Source organism: Amycolatopsis sp. GM8, from assembly GCF_021653975.1.
Lineage (GTDB): Bacteria > Actinomycetota > Actinomycetes > Mycobacteriales > Pseudonocardiaceae > Amycolatopsis_E.
In genome coordinates, this window is sequence record NZ_JAJKFK010000006.1 from 431,159 (window position 1) to 456,834 (window position 25,676).

Sequence of the window (25,676 nt, forward strand, 5' to 3'; positions counted from 1 at the left end):
TCAGATCTTCGCCAATGCGCGGACCTCGTCGAGGACTCGCAGCGTCTCGTCGGCTGTGGGAGGCGGCGCGGCATGGCTCGCCGCGGCCACGCGAAGGTAGTCCTCGGCGGAATCGTCGATATGGATCGGCGTACCCGAGTGGTTGTAGAGGGCGACCACCAGCCGCGACGCGCCCGCGGCTTCGTACGCGTCCTGAATGCGCGGCGTGGCGCCCCGGACGATGGCCGAGATCTCGATTTCCGAGGGATCCCGCCCGATCTTCTCGCACTCCACGGCGATCTGGTCCCGGGTCGTCCCGACCTCCGCGGCGGAGATGTTGGACGCGATCCAGCCGTCGCCCCACTTGGCGACCCGGCGGGCGAGGGCTTCGCCGGGCCTGCCACCGAGGACGACCGGCGGATGTGGCTGCTGCACGGGCCGCGGGTCACATCGCACGCTGGGAAAGCTCACCAGCTCACCCTCGTAGCTCGCGACTCCGTCCCGCCAAAGGCTTTTCATCGCCTCGACGGCTTCCCGCGTGTACCGGAACCGGGTGTCGAAGTCGGTGCCGAAGAGCTCGATCTCCTCTCGTGCCCATCCGGTGCCGACGCCGAAGATGACCCGACCGTGCGAGAAGTTGTCCAGCGTGCTCACGGATTTGGCCAGCAGGAGCGGATGGTGCTCGGGCACGATGCAGACGCCGAGGCCCAGCTTGATCCGGCTCGTCGCCGCGCCGATGTAGCTCAGCAGCACGAAAGGGTCCGCCATCTGGCCGTAGACGTCCGGGACGGCGCCACCGGTCATCCGGTAGGGCGTCCGGAAATCGGTGGGGAGGATGGCGTGCTCGGGGACCCAGAACGAGTCGAAGCCGCTGTCCTCCACAGCTTTCGCGATGGTCACCGGGTCGATCGTGTATCCCGTGACGTAGAACAGGACGCCAATCTTCATACCTCGCCACCTGATCCCGTTGTTGATGTGTCCGCGTGGCAGCCGGGAACCCGCACGCGGACCTTGTCGATTCTCGAATTGCCCGCCATCAGCCGCGCCAGGTCCCGTACCGGTGGGCCCGGCGCCGGGCGCGACCCGTCGTCGTGGAATTTGCGCCGTGCCCACTGCTGGGCGATCTCGCTGGTGCCGTTGCTGAGCAGGAACAGTGTCCGCCCGTCGGCACCGCCGAGGCAGCAGGCCACGGCGCGCCGCCCGGGAATCTTGATGACGTCGGTGACCGCGCCGCCGTCCTCAATGCGCCGGAAAACCCCGTCGCCTGTAGACGATGTCCACACCGCACCCTCGGCGTCCGCGGAAATTCCGTCCGCCGTGAACGGGCTCAGCTCGGCGAAGACCCGGCGGTTGTGCAGCGACCCGTCCGGTCCCCGGTCGAACTTGGTGAGTCTGCGTGCCGGGAGTTCGGCGACGACGTAGCACCCGTCGGGCGTGAGGCACGGGCCGTTCGGGGCGACCATGTCGTCGGCCACCATGCGCGCGGATCCGTCCGGCTCGACCAGGATGACGGCGCCGGTACCGGGTACCGCCGACGCCGTGCGATCGCGCAGCCCGACGGCGCCCACATACGCCCGCCCCCGCGGGTCCACGACCATGTCGTTGACGACGCCGCGCGCGAAGCGGGACAGGTCGGCGTGGACCACCACCTGCCCGGGCGCGTCGAGCCGGAGCACATTGGGGTAGTCCAGGTTCGAGATCAGGAGCCGGCCATCGGGCAGGAAACCGAGCCCCACCGGCAGTTCCGTTCCCGGGAAACGCACGATCTCCTCGGCCGCGCCGTCCTCGGTGACGGCCAGCACCCGCTGGCCGAAGACATCCGAGACCCACAGCCTCCCTTCGTGCCAGCGTGGACCTTCGGCGAAACAGAGTCCATCCAAGACCAGTCGCGTCACGCCGTGCCCACTTTCCCGCCCCGGGCCAGTGGCCGGAACAGGGAGAAGGCGCGTGGATGGATGTTCGCCCCGATCTCGGGCGCGCCCCGCCAGTAGTAGGTGCACGGGGTCCGCAGCTCCTGGACGTAGGTCAGGTCCTCTTTCGCTTCCAGGTACGGAAGCTGGTAGCCGATCGCGTCGAAGAAGCGGCCGCCACGGCTGATCTCCGGGTGTGCGGCGGCCATCGCGACCAGCTCGACGACGTTCCCGCCGATCTCACCGTCGCCCAGTCCGGCCCGGGCGTCCGCCGGGGAGACCGGCTCGGGAAACCGCCGGCCCCACACCGTGTACCAGGCGGAGTAAAGAATTTCGGGCATCCGGCTCCGGTCGTCGACCGGGGCGTAATCCGAGGTACGCGCGACGAATCGGACCCCGGCAAGCGCGGCCTGGCGCGCCCACGGGATGCGGGTCTCGATGACGAGCGGGATGTCGAACCGGCCGCGGTAGGCGGCGGGCTGGGGGAGAAGGCGCGGCAGCGAACGGAGATACTCCTCGGCGGACAACCCGAGTTCGGTGTGGTACCCGAACGTCACGTACAGCGCGGTCAGGCGCTGCCACTCACGATCGAGGTCCAGACCATCGGGCAGGCCGGCGTGCTCCGGCGTCGGACCGAGGGCGGTGCGTGGCGGCGGCGGATCGCTCAGCACGCGCCGGCCTCGCGCCGCCGTCGTCCGGGCGCCGTGGGTCGGTCCGTGGTCGTCCGCGCCGAGGTCGTAGCCGACCAGGAGGCTGCCTTCGACCGGATCGCGGTAGGCGGGGCCGCCGGGCGCCTCGGCGGACCCGTCGAACCGGGCGGAGGCGATCCGCCCGTCCACGCGCGAGTGGGACCGGATCCAGTAGCCGCGCTCGTCGAGCACGTGGCCGGTGCGGACGCGGCTGTCCTGGCTGGCGACGATGTACTGATTGAGGGTGAGCAACACCCGGCCCTCGGCGGCGATCCGTGCCATCAGCTCGGCTTCGGTGGTGTCGCAGTACGGGCAGTCCAGGCCGGCTTCGTAGTCGAACCAGCCGTAGGGATCGTCGACATTGGTCACGACGTTGTCCGCGCCCAGCGCGTAGCTGTGCATGCCGGGAAAGATCTCCGCCAGGTGGTGCCGCGCACGTTGTGTGGCGAGTTCCGCGGGCAGGTAGCCGACGCGGAATCCGTTGTCGCGCAACGATTCGAGCTCGGCCGCCGAGTACGGGCACGGCGAGACCTCGTAGCGCGCACCGATCCGGGCGCCCCGCTCGTCCCAGCTGGCCTGGTGCGCCTCGGTGAGCAGATCCGGGGTCAGGGGTTCGCTCATTGCTCGCCCTGCCGGGTCGTGTTCCACCGGTGCAGGCCGGGGAGCCTGGCCGCGAGGATCCGGGTTTCCCGGTGGGCGCGCAGGATGTGCCCCTGTCCGTGCTGGTCCTGGACGAGGCAGACGTCTCCGGGACCGAAGCGGCGGACGGCGGAGTCACCGCCGACCTCCAGTTCCAGCGCGCCTGAGGTCACGCACACGAGGTTGATGTTCGTGTCGGTGTGCCAGGTACCGGCGTGACCTGGCGAGAACACGAGGAAGGACAGGCCGTTGAGCGCCTGCGTCGCGGGCGCGTCGGCGAACAGGCGGTCGAACCGGCGGAAGTGAGCGATGCCGTCCCGGACGAACATCTCCTCCAGCAGGGGTTCTCGCGGCCCGCCGGTGGGCTCGGTGGCGGGTGGGACGGTGCCGCCGGGGGCCCATGAATCGCTCACACGTATCCCGAGGAGGCGTGTCCCGGGCGGTGTGCTGATGCAGCAGAGCGCGTCCGGGCCGGTTCCGGTGAGGAGCACGTCTCCGGGGTGGAGCCGGGCTCGTGTGTCCGATGCTTCGAGGTCGAGCCCGCCTGCGACGACGAAGATGAGGAAGCGGGAATCGGCGGCGGGACGCGGTAGGTCGGCCGGGCGGGCGAACGGGAGAACCTCGATCGCCGCCTTCGAAAGTTCGCCGGCGCGGCGTGCGTCCTCGTCCGTGGCGGCCGGACCCGCGAACGGGAGGGGTAAGGCCTCCAGACGTATCGTCCCGCGACCGTCCACGACGGTTCGGACTGTTCTCATCATGCCCGCCTTCACACTCGAGGACACCGGAATACGGGCTGATCGCCGGCGCCCGACGGGCCGAGTCTAAACGGTGCAAGGCGACCGGATCAAGAGAATCTGTAGATTTTATCGTGCCCGGCCGGTCCGCTCCACGGCACGCCGGTGTCCTCGCCGCGGCACGTCTTCATGCCATAATCGCCTCGTGTCCCAACCTGAATCGCGTGCCGACCGGGTCGCCGACGAGCTGCGTCGCGCGATCATCGCCCGGGTGTACACCCCTGGTGAGCGCTTGGCGGCGCAGGCGCTCGCGCAGCGTTTCCAGGTGAGCGAGACGCCGCTGCGCGAGGCCTTCGCCCGGCTGGCCGGAGAGGGCTGGGTCACCTACCTCCCGCAGCGCGGGGTTCGCGTCGCCGACCTTTCGATGAGTGAACTCGCCGAGGTGTACGAGCTTCGCGAGCAACTCGAACCACTCGCGGTCCGAAAGGCGACCGAGAAGCGCAGTGACGCCGGTGTGGAGTCGGTCCGGCGCGCTTTCGAGGAAATGACCCGCGCGGCGGCCAGTGAGTCCAGGAAGCCCACCGACGACACGCATTCCGCGTACGAGGTCGCGCACGATCGCTTTCACCGCACCCTCGTGGCCGAATGCGACTCGGCGATCCTGTTGCGCTTCACCACGATTCTCATGGACCAGTCGACCCGCTATCGCAGGCTGTCCCTGCCGGTGCGGAAACGCTCCATCTTGCAGGGCGAGCACCAGCGGATCCGGGACGCCGTGCTCGCCGGTGACCCGGAGGAGGCGGCCAAGGCGTCGCTGGACCACATGCACAACACGAAATTCGCGATCATCGACTGGCTCGCGACGCCGAGCGCGCAGGAACTCGCTCCCGAGAACGACGGCTGACCGGCGGTCCTAGCGGTATGCGGTGAGGGTGCGGTACCGCATAGGGATGCCTTGGCGCACGACGTTGGCGTCGAGGAGCGCCGTGATCTCCTCCTCGCTGAAGCCCGCTTCGCGGAGGACGTCCGTGCTGTGTTCGCCGACTCCGGGTGGCGTGAGGACACGATCGTGCTGTGAGCGCGAAAAACGTGTGTAGCGTCCGGGCACGAAGATGTGCTTGCCATCCGCTGTGTCCATCGGATCGAAAACGTTCAGCGCCTTGTACTCCGGGTCCTCGATCAGTTCCCGCTGGCGCCTCGCCGGCACAGCGGGTATCCCGGCCGCGTCGAGCTTGCTGATGGCCTCGTCGCGGGTGAGGGCAAGGAAGCTCGCCGTCAGTCGAATTCCGAGGTCGTCATTGCTCGCGTGATTCCCGTCGAGGATTCCCGCGCCGATGAGCGCGTCCTCTCTTGTCTGGATGCGGATCCAGCCGTCCTTCGTCTCGTAGAAACAATCGGCCGGGCCGGGGCCACGGAAGTCGCGACCACCGACACCGGCCGGAGTCCTGCCTTCCATCCGGATGATTTCCTCGCACTGGGAATAGGTCGACGTCCCGGCGAGGCTCAGCCACACGCGCTGCCCGCGTCCGCCCCGGAGGCGGTGGAAGAGAGCGAGCAGCGACCCGAGCACGGACAGCGCGGCCGATTCGACGTCGTTGATCCCGACGATCCCCATCACCGGCTCGCTGTCGCCGCCCTGCGCGGTCATCATTCCGCTCAATGCCTGCAGCAGTGGATCGAACGCGGGCTGCGCGGAAAACGCGTGACCCTCGCCGTAGCCGGTGATCGACAGGGAAATGATGTCGGGATTGACCTCGCGCAAATGCTCGTAGTCGATCTTCAACCGGGCGAGCACCCCGGCGCGATAGTTGTCGACCACGACATCCGCCGTCTCGGCGAGCCGCAGGAAGGCCGCGTGACCATCCGGCGACTTCAGATCGATGGCGATACAGCGCTGACCACGGATATAGGGCATGCCGCGGTGGCGGAAGTCGTCGCCCGCGGGAATCTCCACCTTGATCACATCGGCGCCGAGGTCGGCGAGCAGGGTGCCGGTGAACGGGCCGGCGAGGACCGTGCCGAGATCCAGCACGCGGACACCGGCGAGCGGGCCTGAGCCCGAAACGGCGTCGAGGCGCCGGGCAGGCTCCGGACGCGGGGCCCAATGCTCGACGGACTCGGTGTGCTCGCCCAATCTCGGCGCGGGGCGGCGAATGTCGGCCGGGGTCCCGGTCAGGTTCACCGGGCTCGCCGGCATCACGACTCGCCCTCGTTCGGGATCGTCGATCTCGAGGCGCGCGCCGATCGGGCCCAGCAACGGGGAGTCGAACCAGTCGTCGCGTTCGAGCAGCGGGCCGACCGGAACATCGGCTTTTCCCAGTGCGTCAAGCCATTCCGCGCTCGTGCGGGTCGCGAACCGATTGGCGAGGCGCCGGCGGATCCAGGTCCGGTTGACCGGGAGCCGGAAGGTTTCCAGATCGTCGCCGACCCGCTCGTCGGCCAGGATGTCCGTGAGGCCAAGGACTTCGAGCGCCTGCCGCTGGAATTTCGAGGTGAGGGTGGCGAGGAGGATCCAGCGGCCGTCCGCGCATTGATAGCGCGTGTACATCGGGTTCAGTCCGCCCGGCCCGTAATTCGCGGGGACTTCGGGGACCGACGGGTCGATCAGATAGGCATAGGCCACCATCGTCGCGTGCAGCCCGCCCGCCGTGACGAGCTGGCCCTCGCCGGACGTGTGCCGCTCGATGAGGGCCGCTGTCGCCGCCGCGGCGGCCCACGCGCCCTGAAGATAAAGCACCCAGGGAAACGCGTTGTCCACCGGAGTGCCGTCGAATGAGCTTTGCCGGAAGCACATTCCGGACAGTGCCCAGACGAGTCCCGCCGATTCGCCGTCCCCGGCCCAGCGATGATCGCGGAGAAAGGCCGGAAGATGCAGGTGGACCAAACCCGGGTTGCCGGCGCGCGCCCGCTCGGGCGCCCTGATCCGGGCGAACGGCCCTTCCGTCCCGGAGGTCACGAGAACATCCGCGCACCCGATGAACTCTTCGAGACGGGCGCGATCCTCTGCGTCGGCCGGGTCGATCACCACGCTGCGCTTGTTGCGGTTCCACATGGCGAAGCCGGGCCTGCTCCGGTCCGGGTCGCCCGCGGGAGGCTCGATCTTGAGGACGTCCGCGCCGAAGTCGGCCAGGTGCATCGCCGCGATCGGGCCGGCGATGCCGGAAGTCAGGTCGAGGACGCGGATACCGTCGAGTGGCCGGGACTGTCGCGGGTTGCCGGCCGGGTCGCTCATGGGTCGTACCCCTCCCTCGGTTGCCGCTCGTGTGAGGCGACGCTAACAGCGACCGTGGCGAAAGTCTATAGATTTTGTTGCGGGCTGGACCGAGGGCCGATACGCTCCGATCCGGTGCCGCTTCGGGAATGTTTCGGAGGATTGAGCAAAGTGACTCTCGACTATGGGCTCGCGGGCAAGCACGCAGTGGTTGTAGGTGCGGGACTGGGCATCGGACGGGACTGCGCGATGACGCTCGCGTCGGCGGGTGCCGCCGTGATGTGTGTGGACATCGACGAGCAGCGGGCGGCCGAGGTCGCGCGGGCTGTCACCGAGTCCGGCGGGAAGGCCGCGAGTTTCGTCGGCGACGTGACGGTACGGGCCAATGTCGAGGCCTTGCGGGACGAAACCGATTCGGTCTTCGGTGGTGCGGACGTGGTGATCGACATCGTCGGGCTTGCCTTCAATTTCGGCATCCTGGAGATCTCCGACGAGGACTGGGACCGTAACTTCCGGCTCAACCTGGTGCAGAACTTTCTGGTGACGCAGGTGTTCGCGAGGTACCTGCGTGAGCGGGAAATCGCGGGGTCCATTGTGCACATCGGCTCCGCCACGGGATTCCTGCCGCATATCGGAAGCGTGGCTTACAGCGCCGCGAAAGCGGGGCTCAACTCCCTTATCCAGTCCAGCGCGGTCGAGCTCGCGCCCTACTCGATCCGCGTGAACGGCGTGGCTCCCGGTGTGGTCGACACCCCTCGGCGGCGTGCGGAGTTCACGGATGCCAGCGTCACCGCGTCACTGAAGAACGTGCCGATGCGGCGATTCGCGACGACGCAGGAGATCGCCAATACGGCGGTGTTCCTCTCGTCGGGGCTCGCGAGCTACATCAGTGGCCAGATCTATCTCGTCGACGGCGGCGCGATGGCGGTCGGCCCGTTTCCCAGCGCGTTGCCGGAAACACGCGCGGTGTGATCACGCGTTTCCCGTTTGGTAGCGCGGCGATTGGATCGGCACGACGTATTTCCCGCCCGCTTCCTGCCCGATCTCCGGAACCTTCGTCACGGCGATCATGCCGGGCACGCCGAACGGGACCAGGGACTGGGGGAGTGTGTTCGCGATGTTGATGATCGCGAGGTCCTTCCCGGCGTTCTCGCCCGATGGCAGGACTCGGACACACATCGCCAGGTCGGTGGCCAGGAACAGGCCGGAGGCGATACCCAGCAGGCCGGCTGCCGCGAACACGATCGCCACCGACGGCGCGAGCGCCTGGACGACGAGTCCCAGTGTGAAGATCCCGCCTGCGGCCATGATGAACGGCTTCTGCCGGCGGACCGTGTCCGAGATGTAGCCGAACACCACCGCGACCAGCGCGGTGAGGCTGATGGTGATGTTGTAGGTGCTGCTGGCCAGCGCGCAGGTGAGGAGGAACCGGGCCAGCCAGGCCCAGCCGAACGCCGGATACTTGCGCGGATTGAGCCAGAACGTCTGGGCAATCCCCTTCAAGCCGAGTTTCTCCTGGCGGCGCACCGCAGGCCGGTCGCGCAGCAGGGCGATGGCGATCAGGGCCAGCACGACCGAGACCGCGGCGATGACGAACCATTGCGCCGACCCGCCAGCGGGGAGGGTATTGGCCAGCGCGATCCCGCCCAGAGGTCCCACGGTGATCCCGATGCCGACCAGGCCGGAGACGCCACCACGCCGGTGCGCGGGCACCTGGTCCGCGATCGTGGCTTGCGTTGCCGCGTACTGGAAGTTGAACACCGCGGCGACGAGGCACCAGACCACCGCCACCTGCCACACCGAGGTGGCGAAGCCGATGACGACAAGACCCGCCGCGCCTCCCAGGGCACCAGTGAGGATCCACGTCCGCCTGCGACCGAAACGCGCGCGGGTGAGGTCGCTCAGGCGTCCCGCGATCGGATTCGCGACCAGACCGAAGAGAGCGCCGGCGCCGGAGATCAGGCCGAAGGTCGTGGTGGCCTCGGCCGGGGTCGTCGCCATCGCGCTCAGCTGATGGGTGGTCGCGGTCCGCACGCGATGGTTGTCTACTTAGGACTTTCGAGGCGTGGCAGTAAACGCAGCTGCACCATGGCCGCGAAGCGGTCGCTGGGGTCGTCGAGATCGATGCCGCCTACCTCGGCGACCCGGCGCAAGCGGTAGCGGAAGGTGCTCGGGTGCACGTAGGCGGCGGCTGACGCGGCACCGATGTCGCCGAATGAATCGAGCCAGCAGCGCAGCGTGTGGACGAGCTGGGAGTGGTGTTTGGTGTCGTAGGCCAGCAATCGCGCGATCGGCCCGGTCGCGACGTCGCCACGCGCCGCGGAAAGGTCGGCCAGTTCGAGCATCAACGCGTCGGTGTGCGCGTCTTCGGCGGTGATCACCCGCTTCGCGCCATGGTTGGTGCGCAACACACGCAGCGCCCGGTCGGCCCCGTCGCGGGACGCGCGCAGGCCCGAGCCGTCGACGGCCAGCGGGCCGACGCCGATCGCGGCGGTGACCCGGCTGCCGGTGCGTTCCAGGAAGGCCGACGCGACCCGCACCGAGCGTTCGCGGTCATCGCCGTGGTTCCCCGGCATCGGGACGATCCCGTACGCGACATCGCCGACGAGCGCGACCGCCGACCGGGGCTGGACGGCGCTCAGGTGCATGGCCAATGCGTCGGCGACGCGCTGGCGTTCCGCGGCGAGCCGCAGGTCGTCGTCGGGGGCCTCCAGCAACCCCATGGCGAGCACGACGGTGGGCTGCCCCAGCAGGCCGAGGCGCGCGATGGCTTCCGGTGCGCCGGAGCCGCCTTCGAGCGCGGTGCTCACCAGATCGGCCCGTAACCGGCGTTCGACATCCGCCCCCGCGCGCAGCCGGAGCATGTGCAGCGCAACGATCTTCGCGGCGTCCACGAGCGCCGCGGTGCGTTCTTCGCTGAGCTCGTGCCCGACCGCGGCCCAGATCGAGCCGAGCACCTCATCGCCGGCGCGGACCGCGACCGCCACGCGCGGTACGGCGAAGTTCTCGTCGTCGCCGTCCGGGTGGACGTAAACCAGCCCCTGGCCCCGGTAAAGGCGCTCGAAGACACCTTGCTTCCCCAGCCGGCGGGTGAACCGTTCGGGCACCTGGCGGCCGAGAACTGTTTCGACCCGCGACGGATCGGCCTCGTCCTGGCGGCCGGAGAACGCGAGCACGTGCGAGTCGCGGTCCTCGATGGTGACCGGCGCGTCCAGCAGCGCGGCGACCGCGTTGGCGAGCGCGAACAGGTCGCCGGACGGTATCCCGCCGAGCGTCTGCGGCGAGACGTCGCCGACGTCGCCCTCGGCGAGCAGCGTGCGGAGCATGGCCGCCAGCTGCGCCCACGACGCCCCGTTGGCCAGCCCGATCAGCGCGACACCGGTGGAGTTGGCCGCTCGCACCAATTGCGCCGACGCGGAAACCGGCGAGCGCACGACGAGCGCGGCGGCCCCGCGTTCGCCCACGGTGCGCAGCAGCGCGACGATCTCGCCGGGTTCGCGCACGCCGACCCCGAGGACCACCGCGTTGGCCGGGAACTCGGCGTCGTCGTGCGGGTCGTGGATCACCACACCGCCGAGCCGCCGCCGCGTGTCCGGCCCCATGACGACCGGCTCGAGGAGCACGTCCCCGAGGGCTTCGAGGACGCGGCCCAGGCTCGTGTGCGGCTTGCTCGGCACCGGTGTCAGCACTTCCCGAAGGTAGATCCGGCCTCCCTCGAACCAGCTGGTTCGATCCGACCAAATCTACCCCCGGAATTCGCACCGAGCTACGAACCGAGCCACACCTTCGCGGTGGTCACCTCGTCGAGCAGTTCCGGAATCGGCGCCACGCCGAGGCCCGGCCCGGTGGGCACCGGCAGGTGCCCGCCGGACAGGACGAACGGCTCAGTGATGTCGGTCCGGTAGAACCGGTCCGACGCTGACGTGTCCCCGGGGAGCGTGAAGCCCGGCAGCGAGGCCAGCGCGACGTTCGCCGCGCGGCCGAGGCCGGTCTCGATCATCCCGCCGCACCACACCGGGATCGCGTGCGCCGCGCACACGTCGTGCACCCGCCGCGCTTCCAGGTAGCCGCCGACGCGCCCCGGTTTGATGTTCACGATCCCGACCGCGCCGAGCTTGATGGCGTCCGCCGCCGCGCGCGCCGACACGATCGACTCGTCGAGGCAGATCGGCGTCCGGATCCGGCGCGCCAGTTCGGCGTGGCCGAGGACGTCTTCCTCTTCCAGCGGCTGTTCGATCAGCAGCAGGCCGAACGGGTCGAGGCGCGCCAGGTGCGGCGCGTCGCCCAGGGTGTAGGCGGTGTTGGCGTCCACCTGCAGCAGCACGCCGTCGCCGAAACGCTCGCGGACCGCGCGCACCGGCTCGACGTCCCAGCCCGGTTCGATCTTCAGCTTGATCCGCACGTAGCCCTCGTCGAGGTACCCGCCGACGACGTCGAGCAGCTGCGGGATCGTGTCCATGATCCCGACCGAGACGCCGCACGGAACGGTGTCCCGCACCGACCCCAGCTCGGCCGCGAACGAGCGGTCGCTCGCCCGAAGCTCGGCGTCGAGCACCGCCATCTCCAGTGCGCCCTTGGCCATCCGGTGGCCCTTGAACCTGGCCAGCAACGACGTCACCTTTGCCGCTGTCACGTCCTGCGCGGCCAGCAGCGCGGGTATCAGGTAGTGGCGCAGGATGTGCTCGGCGCCGTCGTTGTACTCCGACGAGTACAGCGGGCCGGGCATCGTCACGCACTCGCCCCAGCCCTCGCCCGCGGGCGTGACGGCCCGCAGCAGCAGGAGTTCGCGCTCGGCCTGCGTGCCGAACGAAGTCCGGAACGGGGCGACGAGCGGCATCCGCACCCGCCGCAGTTCCACACCGCTGAGTTTCACTGCTCCTCCTGGGAAATCACGTAGAAACCGGCCCGGTCGAAACCGGTCACCCGGCCCCCGGCGGCCATCAGCCCGCCGAGTGCTTCGCGCAGCGCGGCCCGCCACGCGGCGGCCTTGCCGGGGTCGGTGCCGCGCAGGCTTTCGATGTCCGGCGGGACGGCGACGAGCACCACCGGGGCGGCCGCCGGGCCCGTCGCCGGACCGCCGTCGGCGGCCACCGAGAGCGCCAGCGCGGCTCCTTGCCCGAGCAGGGCCTTCGCGTCGGTCGGGACGGGCTCGCCGGACGCGGCGGTCCGCACCGCCGCACTGGTCAGGTCCCACGACATCAGCAGCCGGTCGGTGTCGTCCGAACCGTTGATGCCGTCCTCGATCCGCCCGTAGAAGTCGCGCTGGTATCCCACGGGGAGCGCACCGAGTTTGCCGAGATTGAAATAGGCGTTGCGGCACACCAGCGGGTCGAACGTCCAGTCGATCGCCGGCACGTCCCGCGCCAAGGTCCAGCCGCGCTGGTGCAGTTTCATGGCGTACCCGATTCCGCGGCCCGCGCCGGCCTCGGCGACGCCGGCGATGTGACTGTGCAGACCGCCTTTTCCGGGGTCGCCGAAAAAGCCGACGCACGCACCGAGGATTTCGCCGCCGGCAAACGCGCCGGCGACGTAGTTCCCGGCCATCGACAGCGCGCGCAGCAGCTCCGTGGTGATCGGCCGGGTGCCCGGCGCCGCCCGCCAGACCGTCCCGAAGAGCCCACTGACCGCGCCCAGTTCGTCGATCTCGGTGATCTCTCGTACTTCGACCCCCGACGCCGCGGCCGCCGCCCGCGCCGCGGCGATCGCCTCGTCGCGGGTCTCCAGATTCGTCACGGAACGATCCCTTCCCGGTTTCCCTTCGTCAGCACGTTTTCCACCAGCGCGGCCAGCAATGCGGTCCGGCGCGGCAGTTCTTCGACGAGGACATGTTCGTGATCCGCGTGGGCGCCGTCGCCGACCGCGCCCAGACCGTCGAGTGTCGGCACGCCCAGGCCGGCGGTGAAATTGCCGTCCGACGCGCCGCCGACGGCCGCCTCGATCAACTCCGGCAACCCCAGTTCCGCGGCCAATTCCCGCGCCAGCCCGAACAAGCCCGCCGAGGAACTGGCTTCCAGCGGCGGACGGTTGATCCCGCCGCCGACCGTCACCCGCGCGTCCGCGAGCACCGGCCGCAACGCGCGGACTGCCCGATCGACGCGGAGCTGTTCTTCTTCGTCCCAGACCCGCACGTCGACCTCGACGACACCCGCCGCGGGCACGGTATTGACCGTGGTGCCGGCGGAAAGCACCGCCGGCACCACGCTGGTCCCGCGGCCGGGATCGGCCAGTGCGGCGAGCGCGAGCACCTGGTGCGCGATGTCGATCCCCGCGTTGATCCCCTTCTCCGGTTCGAGCCCGGCGTGCGCGGCGCGGCCGGTCACCTCGATCCGGTACCGGGAAACGCCTTTGCGCCGCGTCTTGAGCGCGCCACCGTCCCCCGACGCCTCCAGCACGAACGCCGCCGCGCAACCGCGCGCCTCGTCCTCGATCAGCCCTCGCGACGACGGCGAGCCGATCTCCTCGTCACCAGTGACCAAAATGGACACTCCGGTCCGGTCCGGCAGCGAAGCCGCGACGTGCAGCGCCATCACGACGCCGGCCTTCATGTCGAAGCAACCCGGCCCGCGCAGGACGCCGTCCCGCACCGAAAACGGGTGCGTCGCAAGGGAACCCAGCGGCCAGACGGTGTCGTGATGGCCGAGCAGCAGCACCCGCGGCGGGCCGTCGCCGAACCGCCAGCGCAGATGCGTCCGGCCGTCGAGGACGATTCGCTCCGGTGCCACGCCGAGCAACGCCGTGCCGACGCCGGTCAGCACGTCGGCGCTGTGCGCCACCGCGTCGAGGTCGGACGACGGGGATTCGCAGCACACCAGCGTTTCGATGTCGGCGAGCAGAGCGCCCAGGCTGAATCCGGTCATCGCGGCTCACCGCGCAGCGGCCGGCCGGGGAACGCGTCGGTGAGCAGCCCGCCGTCGCGGACCACCGGGGTGCCCGCGACGAACAGGTGCCGGACGCCGACTGCGGGCCGGACCGGATCGAAGTACGTGGCGGCGTCGGTGATGGTGGCCGGGTCGAGGACGACGATGTCCGCATCCGCGCCGACATCGAGCCGGCCCTTTGTCCGCGCGCCCGGCGCGACTTCGTCGAGCACCCGCGCCGGCAGGTAGGAGCAGCGCCGGAACGCCTCCAGCCAGGTCCAAACCCCGGTCTCGCGCACCATCAGCCGCAGCGATTTGGAGAACGTGCCCGCCGTGCGCGGGTGTGTCGCGCCGCCCGGGGGCAGCGGCCATTCGGTCGACTCGATGCCGTTGTCGCGCCAGTAAACCGGCATGGCGTCGCTCGCGACGATCGAGTCCGGGAAGGCGAGCGACCGGTGCAGCATCGCGCGTTCCGCCGGGTTGTCCTCGTCGAGGAATTCGAGGATGCAGGGCGCGCCAGGGTTCTCGGCGCGGACCTGCAGCAGCCGCGCCTCGTCGGCGATCCGTTCGCCGGTCTCCAGCATCAGCACGCTGCTCGGGCCGAGCCCCTTCAGCCTCAGCCGCTCGGGAGACAGGAAGGCCGCGCCGATGCCGGTGCTGCCCGCGCCGTACGGATACGCCTCCACCGTCACCCGCGACCCGTCGGCACGACTCCGCTCCAGCGCGGTGAGCACGCGGTCGATGTGGTGCCCGGACGTGCTGTTGACGTGACAGTGGTGCATCGCGGCCCCGGTCTCGGCCGCGACGATCGCGATCTCCCGCGACCCGTCGACCGGGGTCGCCGGATCCATCTCGACCAGCTCGCGGACGTGCGTGTAGGTGGGCGCTCCGGCCTGCTTGGCGAGCTTCGCCAGCGCCAGGAACTCGGCCGGATCCGTGGCCGGGGCGTACCCGAGCAGCACGCCGACGCCGAGCGCACCCGCCGCCAGCTCACCCTCCACAAGGGACAGCCAGGCGGCCAGTTCGGCCTTCGACGAGGACCGCTGCCAAGCCGGATTGCCCAGCACCGCGAGTCCGGTGTGGATGTTCGCGTCCGGCTCGATCCCGGCGAGCACCTTGGCCCGCGCGGAACCCCACGATGCCGAGAAGCCGTAGTGCAGCGGGCGTCCCGCCGCGGCCGCCTCGGCGTAGGCCCGTTCGATGGGCATCAGCCCGGCTTCCAGATCGAGCGCCGTCGTGACGCCGTCCATCGCCTGCAGCCGCTGGCCCGCGATGGAGTGCACGTGGCTGTGCAGATCGATGAACCCGGGCCCCACGACGCACCCGGTGACATCGATTTCGACCTGGTCATCGGCGGTCGGCAGCCCCGGTCCGACGGCGGCCACCTCGCCGCCGGACACCAGCACGTCCGCCGTGCCGTCGAAACCCGTGGCCGGGTCGATGACGCGACCGCCCCGCAACAGTGTTCGCATGCTGGCGACCCTAGGAGGTTTGCCGGCCGGTTCGTTCGTCCCGCCTGACGAATCCGGGGCGGAAGATCCATGCGAGCACACGAAACGGCGTGAACTAGAAATTCCAGGGATGGCTCTTGACAGCGAACTTGAAATACGTCTTACTTTTCTGAACGCCGGCCCGGAGAACTTCAGGGAGCACGAGATGGTGCAACGAGAGTCGCGGAAGGATCAGCAGCGGGGGCGGAAGGGGCAGCAGCGAGGGCTGCAACGCAACTTGTCCGTATGGGCCGCGCTCGGGCTCTCGGTCGCACTCCTGGGGCCGAGCATGGCCGTCAACATCAACCCGCAGGCGCCCGCGGGCAAGGTGGGCCCCGCGGTCCCGCTCGTGTTCGTGCTGTCGATGGTCGGTGTGCTCCTGGTCGCGCACGCGTTCGCGCGGCTGTCGCAGCACATCGCCAACGCGGGTTCCGTGTACGGCTTCATCGGCGCGACGATCGGACCCCGCAGCGGCTTCGTCGGAGGGTGGCTGCTGCTCGGGACCTACGTGGCGTTCGCGATGTGCACGGCCTCCGGTGCCGCCCTGTTCTTCGGAGATTTCCTGAAGACGGCCCTGAACTTCGATATTCGCTGGGAGTTCGTGATCATCCCGGTGCTCTTGGTCGTGGGCTTCCTCGCGTTGCGACCGGCGAGAGCCGCGACCAAAGTGCTCCTCGTCGTCGAGTTCGTGACGATCGGCCTCATCCTGACCGTCGCCATCGTCGTTTTCGCGAAGGTGATCGGCGGGAGTGGGCCCGCTAGCGGGGCTCACGTCAGTGCGTTGTTCACGCTTCCCGACGGCGTGGGCGGGTCGGCGCTCTTCGCCGCGATGATCTTCGGATTCCTTTCCTTCGCCGGTTTCGAAGCCGCCTCCACCTTGGGCGAAGAGACCCGGAACCCGAAGCGGGACATCCCGGTCGCGATCGTCGGAACGGTGATCGTCGCCGGCATCTTCTTCGCCGTCGTCACCAGCGCGGAGGTCCTGGGATTCGGGACCGGCCCGGACGGAACCGCGGCGTTCACCGCGTCGCCATCGCTGGTCGGGGATCTGGCCAGCCGGTACCTGGGCGGTCCCGTGGGCGACCTGGTGACCCTCGGGGCCGCGTTCAGTGCGTTCGGCTCGTCGATCGCGTGCACCGTCGGCGCGTCGCGGCTCCTGTTCGCCATGGGGCGGGACGGTTTCATCACCGAAAAACTGGGCAGCGCCGACAAGTCGGGTGTGCCACGGGTCGCCGTGGGAAGCATCCTCGCGGTCGTGGTGCTGGCGCTCGTCGCAATGCGGCTTTTCGCCACCTCCGCTGTGGTCGACGTGTTCTTCTGGACCGCGACCATCGGAGCGCTGCTGCTTCTCGTCGCCTATCTGCTGTGCCTGGCGGGCGCTTCGGCTTTCATCGGCCGGAGGAGGTCCGGCTCGATTTCCCGGGCCGAGATCGCGATCCCGATCGCCGGCATCGCCGTCGTGGGCTACGTGCTCTACCGCAATGTGTGGCCGGTGCCGGACCCCCCGTACAACACTTTCCCGTACCTCGTCGCGGCCTGGCTGGCGATCGGAGTCGCGCTGGTGGTGGCGACTCCCGGACTGGCCCAGCGCATCGGCGCGCGGCTGTCCGCCGAACGCTGACCCGCGTCAGGACGTGGCGGCGATCAACGCGTGCATCATGGTCTCCGCCACGCGGCGGACGTCGGCGTCGGTGGGCAGGAACGTCGGCGTGTGCAGGCTCGATCGCGCTTCGGTGCCGATGAACAGCATGGACGACGGCATCGACTCGACGTAGTGCGAGAAGTCGTCCGACCCGGCCGACCGGAAGCGGGTCGTGGTCGCGATGCCGTTGTCCCGCAAGTGATCGGCGATCTTCGTGGTCAGATCCTCGTCGTTGACGAGCACCGGATCACCGCGGTGGATCTCGACGTTCGCCTCGCACCCGTGCGCGTGCGCGATGTCGACCGAGATGTCGTTCAGCCGCTCGAGCACCGTCTCACGCGCGGTGGGGGACAGGGCCCGCACGGTTCCGCGCGCTTCGGCGGTACCTGGAACCGTGTTGGCCGCATGACCGGCCTGCAGCATGGAAACGCCCAGCACGACCGGCTCCATGGGGTCGACGGAGCGCGACGCGATCGACTGCAGCGCCATGACAACGTTGGCGAGGGTGACGACCGGGTCGTGGGTGCGATGTGGGTACGCCGAGTGCCCTGATTTGCCACTCACCACGATGCTGAACTCGTCGGAGGAGGCGTTGACCGGTCCCGGCACGCACGCCACCACACCAGAATCGACGACCGGCTGGACGTGTACGCCGATCATGCTCGGACAGTCCAGCTGCCGCAGGAGTCCCGAGCTGATGATGTCGCGGGCGCCGGACGGGTAGGTCTCCTCGCGCGGCTGGAACACGGCGAGCAGCGGCGGGCCCGACGGCGTCGCGGCGACTGCGCGGAGCACGGCCCACAATGCCGCGCTGTGCACGTCGTGCCCGCACGCGTGCATGACACCCGGGCGCTGGGACGCCCACGGGCTGCCGGTGTCCTCTTCGACCGGCAACGCGTCCAGCTCGGCCCGGATACCGACCGGCGATCCCGGGCCACCGGCCCGGATTAGCGCGCCCGCGTCGGCGACGGGGTGGATCTCGACGTGGTCGGGTAGCAGGCTCGTGATGAGCTTCATCGTCGTGTGCTCGTCGCCCGCCACGCGCGGATCGGCGTGGATCTGGCGCCGCAGCTCCAGCGCACGGGGCAGTTCGACGGCGAGAGCTGCGAACAGCGCCGTCCGGAGACCGCTCATGACGTGAGTCCGTAGACACGTATGGCGTTCTCGCGCCCGATCATGGTCGCGACGCGGATGGCGTCGGCGGATGACCACTCACCCTCGTCGACCCACGCACCCAGGACCTTCGCCATGCCGCGCCGCCACAGCCGTGCGCCCAGCAGGTGCAACTCCGCGGGGCCCCAGGCATCGGACGAGAACAGGGTCTTGGCGAACGGCGCGAGTTCGAGGCTCTCCGCGATCACGGCGTCGGATCGGGCGCCCGTGTAGTTGATCCCCAATCCGACGTCGAAGTACACGTGCGGGAACACCTGGGCGAGATAGCCGGCGTTGCGGTGGAAGGGATAGCAGTGCAACAGCATGATGGGCGTGCCGCTGCTCTCGACCAGCTTCAGCCACCGGGTCAGGAGCAGGGGGTCGCAGCGATCCAGGTCGACGTCGGGGTCGCCATAGCCGACATGCAGCTGCAGCGGCAGCCCCCGGTCCACGCCCTCCCAGAGCAGGAAACGCAGCAGCACCGGCGAGGAGACCCGGACGGGGCCCCCGCGATCGATCTGCGCCAGCCAGGTCTCGGCGGCCTTCGTGACCTCGGCTGGGCCAGGCCGCTCGGGGTCGAACGCGAAGCCGTGCCGGTAGGCGATGATGCTCTTCGTCCCGACCGCGTTGGCCGTGGCGGTGGCGAGCTCGTCGCGGAAGGCCGCGACGAGCTCCCCGGCACCGGGTCTCCGGGCGGCGACCGCTTCGAGGACCGACTCGAGCCGCACGATCTCATGGGTGCTCGATCCCGAGGCCGCGGCCATGCCCGGGACGTCGAGGATCGCGTCCCCGCGGTAACCGGTGTCGAGCAGATAGGCGCCGACCCCACTGGCACCCAACAGAATGCGGTTGACCTCGGTCTCGCCCAGCTCCGCGCGACGAGCGAAGTAGCCGGCCGGGGCGGCGAACGCGGGCAGGCCCAGCAACGGCGCGCAGTGCCGGCGGATCGCGAAGCCCACCTGGGAGTCCAGCTGAGTCATGAACGGGGGGATGGGCCGGTCGGACTCGGTGATGAGCTCCTCGAACGCGGCACGGTCCACAGTGGACGCCAGCGCGCCGTGCACGTGGTGGTCGACGAGCCGCAGGGTGTCGAGCTCGGCCGCGAGCTGTTCAGTAGACATCGCTCAACCGCCGGCACAGCGCGTCGGCGTCGAGCTCGGCGACCTGCGCGAGTTCGGACCGCTTGACCGACAGATAAGTGCGCAGCAGCACCGGATCGAACCATTTGCACGCCGTGGCGTCGGCCTCCAGCGCCGCCAGAGCGTCGGGGAGCGAGGCGGGCAGCGCCGGAAGCGTGGCGAGATCGGACTCCGACAGATCACCGGACCAGACACGGGCCGGCGGCTCCTGCTCGATCCCGCGCAGGCCCGCGAGGATCAGCATGCCGAGCACGAGATGCGGATTGGCGGTGGCGTCCGCGGCCCGGAACTCCAGGTGGAATCCGTCCGCGGCCCGGTCGGGGCGAGAGGCGTCGACCGGGCAGACGCGCACGAACGCCTCGCGATTGCGCTCGCCGAGGAAGATCCCGCCAGTGCTCCAATGATGCGGGCCCAGCCGCAGGTACGACACGGGACTGGGCGCGGAGATCGCGGTGAGGGCCGCGCCGTGGGCCAGGATCCCCGCCGCGAACCGGCCGCCCACCTCGGACAGCAGGCCCGGCCGGGCCGGATCGAACAGCACCGGCTTGCCGGTGGTGACGTCGACGAGGCTGAGGTGGACGTGCACACCGTTGCCGATGCCCTCGGGCTCGACCACGGGCGAGAACGTCACCCGGCGCCCGTGCCGGGTCGCCAGATCGCGCACGGCGGCGCGCAGCAGCACCGCACGGTCGGCGGCCGTCATGCCGCTGGCGGGTGCGACGGTGATCTCGTACTGACCGTCGCCGTACTCGGCGAGCCACGTCTCCGGCGCGAAGCCGTTGGCCTCCAGCGTGTTTACGAGCGCCGACCCGAATGGCTCGGCGTCGCGGAGCGCGGCCAGTGAGAACGGCGGGCGCGAGGGGCTGTCGTGCAAGTGGAACTCGTGCTCGAATGCGGCGACGATCCGCAGCCCCGCCCGGCTCTCCAATTCCGCCAGCGCCGACCGAAGGAACGTGCGCGGACAGCACTCCCAGGCCGACCCGTCGAGGCGCGTCTGGTCGGCGAGATGGATGACCGTGCCGGGAATGCCTTCAGTGGCGGCCAGTTCCAGCCGCGCCGTTTCCGAGGGCAGCAGACGCAGGTCGCCGCTCGCGCCGAATTCGTTGGGCTCGACGAGATGCCCGAAGGCGTCGATGGCGAGGTTGGCCGGGACCCAGCCGACACCGCTGGCCATGACCTTGTCCCGGGCCGAGGCCGGGACGGAGCGTCCGCGCAAGTGGCCCGCGAGATCGCAGGTGGCGACGAAGTGGATCGGCGGGGAGTCGTGGGTGGACGTCATGGCTCAGCAACCCGCGGATTGGTTGTCGCGGGCGAAGAGACCAGATGAGTCCATGGTGTGTTTCTCCCATCGCGAAGTGATGGCAGAAACATACCATTCAACATTGAAGTTCTCAACGCATGTGAAACAAGTAATTCATGGTAGTGAGATGTCGCCGGCCAGCTTGTCGGTCCGGCGGATGCGCTCGGCCGCGGACGCGCCGAGCTTGGCGTGCACACCCGCGACCAGGACCTCGACCAGGGCGGTGGCCGAGACGAGGCTGTCGAACGGGCTGGGTCCCTGCACGCGCGCGGGCAGGACCACGGTGGCGACCTCCGCCACCGGCGAAAGCCAGGGATCGGTGACGAGCAGGATCTGCGCGCCCTTGTCATTGAGCGTGCGGGCCAGATCGACCACGTCGCGCTGGTAGCGCCGGAAGTCGAAGATCACGAACACATCCCGCCGCGACGCGTCGAGCACGAGGGGCCCGTCGCGATGGGGCGAGGGCGCGTGGGTGCGGGTGTCCGGCCGCATGACGCGCAGGTGCAGATCGAGGTATTCGGCCAGCAGATGGGAGAAGCGGCCGCCGATACCGGTGATGCGGTGCTGCTTGGCCGCCAGCAGATCGACCGCGGCGCCGAGTTCGCTGAGGGGGAGCGCGGCGAGCGTATTGGAGATCTCGTGCTCGAACACCTCGATGCTCACCGCCTGCAGGTCACTGCTGGGCGACTCGACGTCGAGCCGGGGCAGCTGGGTGAGCGGTGAGGCCCGGCGCTGCTGGACCTCCTCGCGCAGCAGTTGCTGGAAGTCGCGGTAACCCCCGACCCCGAGGCGCGCGATGAAACGGACCACCGTCGGCGGGCTCGCCCCGGCTCGCTCGGCGAGAGCCGCGGTCGACTCGAGGCCCGCGGTCGGATACTTCGACAGCAACGCGCGCGCCACCCGTTTCTCGGTGGGCGAGACATCGGCCATCGCGGCTCGGATCCGTTCGGCTACGGAGACACTCTCGACGGCGCCGGGCTTGAACTCCGCCGCGGCGGGCTGGCGGTCATCTTCAGGCACTGTGCTGGCTCTTTCAGGAGTGGTGAGGTCGGGCAAGAGTCTAGGCGCACCGCCGAAATGAACGTTCCGACACGGCGGAGACCCCGGAAGTCTGGAACGGCACGAGCCCCGCATGGGGCAAGACGTCCATCCTTCAGAAGTCGCCGGAGCGACGGTTTCAGTTAAGTAAACTTCTGAAATTCTAGTGCCAAACTCGCGCAGACTGCTAGTCTGCGAAACATCCATTTCGTGACGGTGGAAGGTCAGGACGTGACCGACAACGAACAGCCGGACATCGCCCTCGCCGGGGTTTCCAGGACCTACGGGTCGACCCGGGCACTGATCGACGCCGACCTTCCGCTGCACCGCGGGCGGGTCGCCGCGCTGCTCGGCGAGAACGGCGCCGGCAAGTCCACCGCGGCCAAGATCCTGTGCGGGCTCGAGACCCCCGACACCGGCCAGGTGCTGATCGACGGGGCGCCGGTGACCATCGCGGGGCCGCGCGGCGCGCACGCCCTGGGCATCTACCTGATCCCGCAGGAGCTCGCCTTCGTCCCGGACCTGACCGTCGCCGAGAACATCACGCTGGGCTGGGCGCCGCACCGGCACGGCCTCACCAGCCGGCGATCGGTCATCGCGGCGGCGCAGGCCCAGGCCGACCGGTTCGGTTTCGACCTCTCGATGCGGCAGAAGATGCGGGACCTCGCGCTGGCCGACGTGCAGATGGTCGAAATCCTCAAGGCACTGAGGATCGGCGCCCGGGCGATCGTGCTCGACGAGCCGACGTCCTCGCTGACCGAGGACGAGAGCGCGCGGCTGTTCGCGGCCGTCCGGCGGCTCGCGGCGGACGGAACCTCCGTAACGTTCGTTTCACACCGGCTCGACGAGGTGCTCGACGGCAGCGACCAGGTGCACGTCTTCCGCGACGGGCGCATCGTCGAGACCGTCCAGACCGCCGAGACGACCCGCGAGGAACTCCTCGAGTCGATGCTGGGCCGGCCGTTCCAGGTGAGTGTGGGGCAGCGCAAGGCCGGCGCCGACCGCGCGGTCGGGCTCGGGATCCAGGGGTGGCGATCCGGGACGAGCCTGATCGAGGACACGTCGCTCGACTTCCTGGCCGGCGAGGTCACGGTGCTGTACGGCCTCCGCGGCAGCGGCAGCGACCTCCTCGCGGAGGGACTGGCGGGCGCCCGGCCGGCCGAGCACGGCTCGATGAGTGTCGACGGCACGGTCGTCGGCCGGCCACGCGGGCCCAAGCAGGCCCGGCGCTCGGGCATCGCCTATGTCCCGCCGGACCGGCGCCGCCAGGGCCTCATGATGCACCTGTCCGTGGAAGAAAACCTCGTCCTGCACGTGCGCGGGCGGACGTCGGCGGGGATGTGGCGCCGCCCGCGCGCGGAGGCACGGCTGGCGCGCGAGGCGATCGCGGCCTACCGGATCCGGGTGGCCTCCCCGCGTCAGCTGGTGTCCGAGCTCAGCGGTGGCAACCAGCAGAAGGTCCTCCTCGCCGGACGGCTCGGCCTCCAGCCGCGGGTTCTGGTGCTTCAGGAGCCGACGCGAGGCGTCGACATCGGTGCCCGCGACGAGATCCACCGGATCCTGCGTGACTACGCCCAGCAGGGCGCGACCGCCATCGTGTCGACCTCCGACTTCGAGGAGGCGCTGCAGCTCGCCGACCGGATGCTCGTGTTCCGGCACGGGCGCGTGGTGGGCGATCTGCGGGGCGACGCGATGACAACGGCACTCAATCTCGCGAAAGGGAGTTCGACATGAGCGGTGCGGCGGATTCCGGCGGCATCACCGTGGGCAACCTCGGCCGGGCCCTGGCCGAACGAGCCAGGCCCTCGCCGGTGATGGTCGGCGCGGGGACGTTGTGCGTCTTGCTCATCGTCTACTTCGCTGCGAGCACCGACCGGTTCCTGACCGCGGGCAACGCCGGAGTGGTGGCGACCCAGGTCGCCGTCCTCGGTCTCGTCACGCTCGGTCAGATGATCGTGCTGCTGGCCGGCGGTTTCGACATCTCGATCAGCGGGGTCGTGCCGCTGTCGGCCGTGATCTTCGTGTCCCTGGCCAACACGGGCATGTCGACGTTCCTCGTGTGCGTCGTCGTCCTCGTGGCCGGCGCGCTCATCGGCACGGTGAACGGCCTGATCGTCACGAAGCTCAAGGTGAACCCGTTGATCGCAACGCTCGGCACGATGTCGATCTGCCAGGGCTTCGCGTTCGTCGTCACGGACGGCAACACGGTGCCCCTCGAGTCGGCGGGCGCCGGCTTCCTGGCCGACTCGACACCGTTCGGGGTCCCGGTGTTCGTGCTCGTGTTCATCGGCATCGCGGCGGCACTGTTCGTCTATCTCAAGTGGACGATCCCGGGGCGCGCGCTGTACGCGGTCGGCGGTGGCCCCGAAGCCGCCCGCCTGGCCGGCATGCGGGCCGATCTGACGAAGACCAGCGCGTTCGCGATCTCGGCGACGCTGGCCGCGCTCGCGGGCATCGTGCTGTCGAGCCAGCTCCTGGCCGGGTCGCCGTCGATCGGCGCCGACATGACGCTGACCTCGATCACGGCCGCCGTGCTCGGGGGAGCGTCGCTGCACGGCGGGATCGGCGGGGTGCCCGGCACGCTGCTCGGCATCGTCATCATCGGCACCCTGCGCAACGGTCTCGCGCTGCTCGAGGTGTCCGCCTTCTACCAGCTCGTCGCGACGGGGTTCGTGCTGCTGATCGCCGTCTCGATGGCCCAGATGAAGCTCCCCGGCAGGCGGAAGAAATCAGAACGTCCACCACGAGTCGAAAGGACAGCGGTATGAACAGGAACGGACGGCGTTGGGGGGCGCTGACGGCGTCCACGGCGTTGCTGCTGGTGACAGCGGCGTGTGGCGGATCGGGCACCGGAGCCCAGACCGAAGGCGGTGGCGCGAAGAAGGACCTGAAAATCGCCTACGCGAACTACGCCGACAGCTCCCCGCTGTTCGCCCCGATCACCACGGCGGTCAAGAAATCGGCCGCGGCGGCGGGGATCGACGCGAAGCTGTACGACAACAAGGGTGCCGCGGAGACGACGCTGCAGAACGCGCAGCTAATGGTCCAGGACAAGCCCGACGTCGCCATCGAGTACAGCCCCGACAAGGCGATCGGCAAGTCGTTGTTCACCGTGTTCGACCGTGCCGGAGCGAAGTGCATCGCCCTGAACGTCCCCGTCGACGGCTGCCCGTGGCTCAACGTCATCAACAAGAACCTGGGCACGGCGGCCGGGCAGCTCGCCGCCGACTACGCGACCAAGAACGGCTGGAACGGTTCCAACACGACCATCCTGCTGGCCAACTCCGCTCGTGGCGGGGTCGAGGTCAACGACACCGTCCGCTACACCTATCTGACGGTCGCCGACAAGGTCCCCGGTTTCACGAAGATCTCGGCGGACGACTTCAAGGAGAGCACCACCCGCATCGCCGCGAACGCGATCGTCGTGGACGGCGGTAACACCCTGGACAGTTCGTTCGCGGCCGTGCAGGCGGCGCTGCAGAACATCCCGAAGGACCAGAACATCATCTTCTCGTCGGTCAACGACGACACCGCGAGCGGCGGATGGCGGGCGATCGCCGAGGCCGGTCGTGACAAGACCTCGGTGGTCATCGGGGAGGGCGGTAGCGAGACGGCCCTGAAGCAGTTGCGCGACAATCCACAGTGGATCGGTGAGATCGATGCACTGGTGTCCGTGTGGGGTTACTACGCCGTCGCGATGGCGGACGCCGTGGCCGCCGGCGTGAAGCCGCCGGAGCTCACGGAGCTGCCGTTCGTCGCCCTCACAAAGAGCACTATCGGCGACTACTACACCGACGACCTGTCGTCGCCGAAGGCGCTGCCGCAGCCGGTGGAGTCGAACAAGTACCTGTTCGGCCGTGGGATTCTCGAGTCGTACGGCAAGTAGGAGCTGCTGA

At 69.5% G+C, this 25,676-nt stretch carries 21 protein-coding genes; 6 read left to right on the forward strand and 15 right to left on the reverse strand.

What is annotated here, in order from left to right:
• Genes LOZ83_RS28360 through LOZ83_RS28375 form a run of 4 tightly spaced genes read right to left on the reverse strand, consistent with a single transcriptional unit; the run spans position 1 to position 3,972 of the window.
• On the reverse strand, positions 1 to 927 hold the full coding sequence (locus tag LOZ83_RS28360; protein WP_236794759.1) for an LLM class F420-dependent oxidoreductase: 927 nt from the start codon (positions 925 to 927) through the stop codon (positions 1 to 3).
• Positions 924 to 1,874, reverse strand: a complete 951-nt coding sequence (locus LOZ83_RS28365) for an SMP-30/gluconolactonase/LRE family protein (protein ID WP_236794760.1) — start codon at positions 1,872 to 1,874, stop codon at positions 924 to 926. Before LOZ83_RS28365 ends, LOZ83_RS28360 begins: the two co-directional genes overlap by 4 nt.
• Positions 1,871 to 3,199 carry a hypothetical protein gene (locus LOZ83_RS28370; RefSeq protein WP_236794761.1) on the reverse strand — a complete coding sequence of 443 codons (1,329 nt, stop codon included), beginning with the start codon at positions 3,197 to 3,199 and terminating at the stop codon, positions 1,871 to 1,873. The genes LOZ83_RS28365 and LOZ83_RS28370 overlap by 4 nt, the downstream gene beginning before the upstream one ends.
• Positions 3,196 to 3,972, reverse strand: coding sequence for a hypothetical protein (locus tag LOZ83_RS28375; RefSeq protein WP_236794762.1), 777 nt, complete (start codon positions 3,970 to 3,972; stop codon positions 3,196 to 3,198). The genes LOZ83_RS28370 and LOZ83_RS28375 overlap by 4 nt, the downstream gene beginning before the upstream one ends.
• Before the next feature lie 184 nt (positions 3,973 to 4,156).
• On the opposite strand from LOZ83_RS28375, the gene LOZ83_RS28380 reads away from it, so the two are divergent.
• A complete protein-coding gene (locus tag LOZ83_RS28380; protein ID WP_236794763.1) occupies positions 4,157 to 4,855 on the forward strand; it encodes a GntR family transcriptional regulator in 699 nt (232 codons plus the stop codon).
• 9 nt (positions 4,856 to 4,864) lie between these two features.
• Here LOZ83_RS28380 and LOZ83_RS28385 read toward each other — a convergent pair whose 3' ends face one another.
• Positions 4,865 to 7,183, reverse strand: a complete 2,319-nt coding sequence (locus LOZ83_RS28385) for a CaiB/BaiF CoA-transferase family protein (RefSeq protein ID WP_236794764.1) — start codon at positions 7,181 to 7,183, stop codon at positions 4,865 to 4,867.
• A 150-nt stretch (positions 7,184 to 7,333) separates the two neighbouring features.
• On the opposite strand from LOZ83_RS28385, the gene LOZ83_RS28390 reads away from it, so the two are divergent.
• Positions 7,334 to 8,134, forward strand: coding sequence for an SDR family NAD(P)-dependent oxidoreductase (locus LOZ83_RS28390; protein WP_236794765.1), 801 nt, complete (start codon positions 7,334 to 7,336; stop codon positions 8,132 to 8,134).
• Here the strand turns inward: LOZ83_RS28390 and LOZ83_RS28395 are convergent, their stop codons facing one another.
• The 6 genes from LOZ83_RS28395 to LOZ83_RS28420 all read right to left on the reverse strand — a co-directional run bounded on the left by LOZ83_RS28395 (position 8,135) and on the right by LOZ83_RS28420 (position 15,491).
• Positions 8,135 to 9,196: an MFS transporter gene (locus LOZ83_RS28395; RefSeq protein ID WP_236794766.1), complete on the reverse strand. Its 1,062-nt coding sequence runs from the start codon at positions 9,194 to 9,196 to the stop codon at positions 8,135 to 8,137.
• An 11-nt stretch (positions 9,197 to 9,207) separates the two neighbouring features.
• Entirely contained in the window at positions 9,208 to 10,851 is a 1,644-nt protein-coding gene (locus tag LOZ83_RS28400) for a CdaR family transcriptional regulator (protein WP_236794767.1), read from the reverse strand.
• A gap of 77 nt (positions 10,852 to 10,928) precedes the next feature.
• A complete protein-coding gene (gene menC, locus LOZ83_RS28405) occupies positions 10,929 to 12,035 on the reverse strand; it encodes an o-succinylbenzoate synthase (protein ID WP_236794768.1) in 1,107 nt (368 codons plus the stop codon).
• On the reverse strand, positions 12,032 to 12,895 hold the full coding sequence (locus LOZ83_RS28410; protein WP_236794769.1) for a GNAT family N-acetyltransferase: 864 nt from the start codon (positions 12,893 to 12,895) through the stop codon (positions 12,032 to 12,034). Before LOZ83_RS28410 ends, menC begins: the two co-directional genes overlap by 4 nt.
• Entirely contained in the window at positions 12,892 to 14,004 is a 1,113-nt protein-coding gene (locus LOZ83_RS28415) for a M20 family metallopeptidase (RefSeq protein WP_374202731.1), read from the reverse strand. The genes LOZ83_RS28410 and LOZ83_RS28415 overlap by 4 nt, the downstream gene beginning before the upstream one ends.
• A gap of 11 nt (positions 14,005 to 14,015) precedes the next feature.
• Positions 14,016 to 15,491, reverse strand: a complete 1,476-nt coding sequence (locus LOZ83_RS28420) for an amidohydrolase family protein (protein ID WP_236794771.1) — start codon at positions 15,489 to 15,491, stop codon at positions 14,016 to 14,018.
• A gap of 184 nt (positions 15,492 to 15,675) precedes the next feature.
• Between LOZ83_RS28420 and LOZ83_RS28425 the strand changes: the two genes are divergently transcribed.
• Positions 15,676 to 17,130 carry an APC family permease gene (locus LOZ83_RS28425; protein WP_236794772.1) on the forward strand — a complete coding sequence of 485 codons (1,455 nt, stop codon included), beginning with the start codon at positions 15,676 to 15,678 and terminating at the stop codon, positions 17,128 to 17,130.
• Between the two features lie 6 nt (positions 17,131 to 17,136).
• Here LOZ83_RS28425 and LOZ83_RS28430 read toward each other — a convergent pair whose 3' ends face one another.
• The 4 genes from LOZ83_RS28430 to LOZ83_RS28445 form a co-directional block, all read right to left on the reverse strand.
• A complete protein-coding gene (locus tag LOZ83_RS28430; RefSeq protein ID WP_236794773.1) occupies positions 17,137 to 18,285 on the reverse strand; it encodes a M20 family metallopeptidase in 1,149 nt (382 codons plus the stop codon).
• A complete protein-coding gene (locus LOZ83_RS28435) occupies positions 18,282 to 19,424 on the reverse strand; it encodes an amidohydrolase family protein (protein WP_236794774.1) in 1,143 nt (380 codons plus the stop codon). The genes LOZ83_RS28430 and LOZ83_RS28435 overlap by 4 nt, the downstream gene beginning before the upstream one ends.
• Entirely contained in the window at positions 19,414 to 20,721 is a 1,308-nt protein-coding gene (locus LOZ83_RS28440) for a glutamine synthetase family protein (RefSeq protein ID WP_236794775.1), read from the reverse strand. The genes LOZ83_RS28435 and LOZ83_RS28440 overlap by 11 nt, the downstream gene beginning before the upstream one ends.
• A gap of 135 nt (positions 20,722 to 20,856) precedes the next feature.
• Positions 20,857 to 21,762, reverse strand: a complete 906-nt coding sequence (locus tag LOZ83_RS28445) for a MurR/RpiR family transcriptional regulator (protein ID WP_236794776.1) — start codon at positions 21,760 to 21,762, stop codon at positions 20,857 to 20,859.
• 249 nt (positions 21,763 to 22,011) lie between these two features.
• Here LOZ83_RS28445 and LOZ83_RS28450 point away from each other — a divergent pair, with 249 nt between their 5' ends.
• From LOZ83_RS28450 to LOZ83_RS28460, 3 genes are read left to right on the forward strand one after another with little or no spacing between them, the layout of a single operon-like run.
• On the forward strand, positions 22,012 to 23,514 hold the full coding sequence (locus LOZ83_RS28450) for a sugar ABC transporter ATP-binding protein (protein WP_236794777.1): 1,503 nt from the start codon (positions 22,012 to 22,014) through the stop codon (positions 23,512 to 23,514).
• Entirely contained in the window at positions 23,511 to 24,548 is a 1,038-nt protein-coding gene (locus LOZ83_RS28455; RefSeq protein ID WP_236794778.1) for an ABC transporter permease, read from the forward strand. Before LOZ83_RS28450 ends, LOZ83_RS28455 begins: the two co-directional genes overlap by 4 nt.
• Positions 24,545 to 25,666 carry a substrate-binding domain-containing protein gene (locus tag LOZ83_RS28460; protein ID WP_236794779.1) on the forward strand — a complete coding sequence of 374 codons (1,122 nt, stop codon included), beginning with the start codon at positions 24,545 to 24,547 and terminating at the stop codon, positions 25,664 to 25,666. Before LOZ83_RS28455 ends, LOZ83_RS28460 begins: the two co-directional genes overlap by 4 nt.
• Positions 25,667 to 25,676 lie beyond the last annotated feature (10 nt).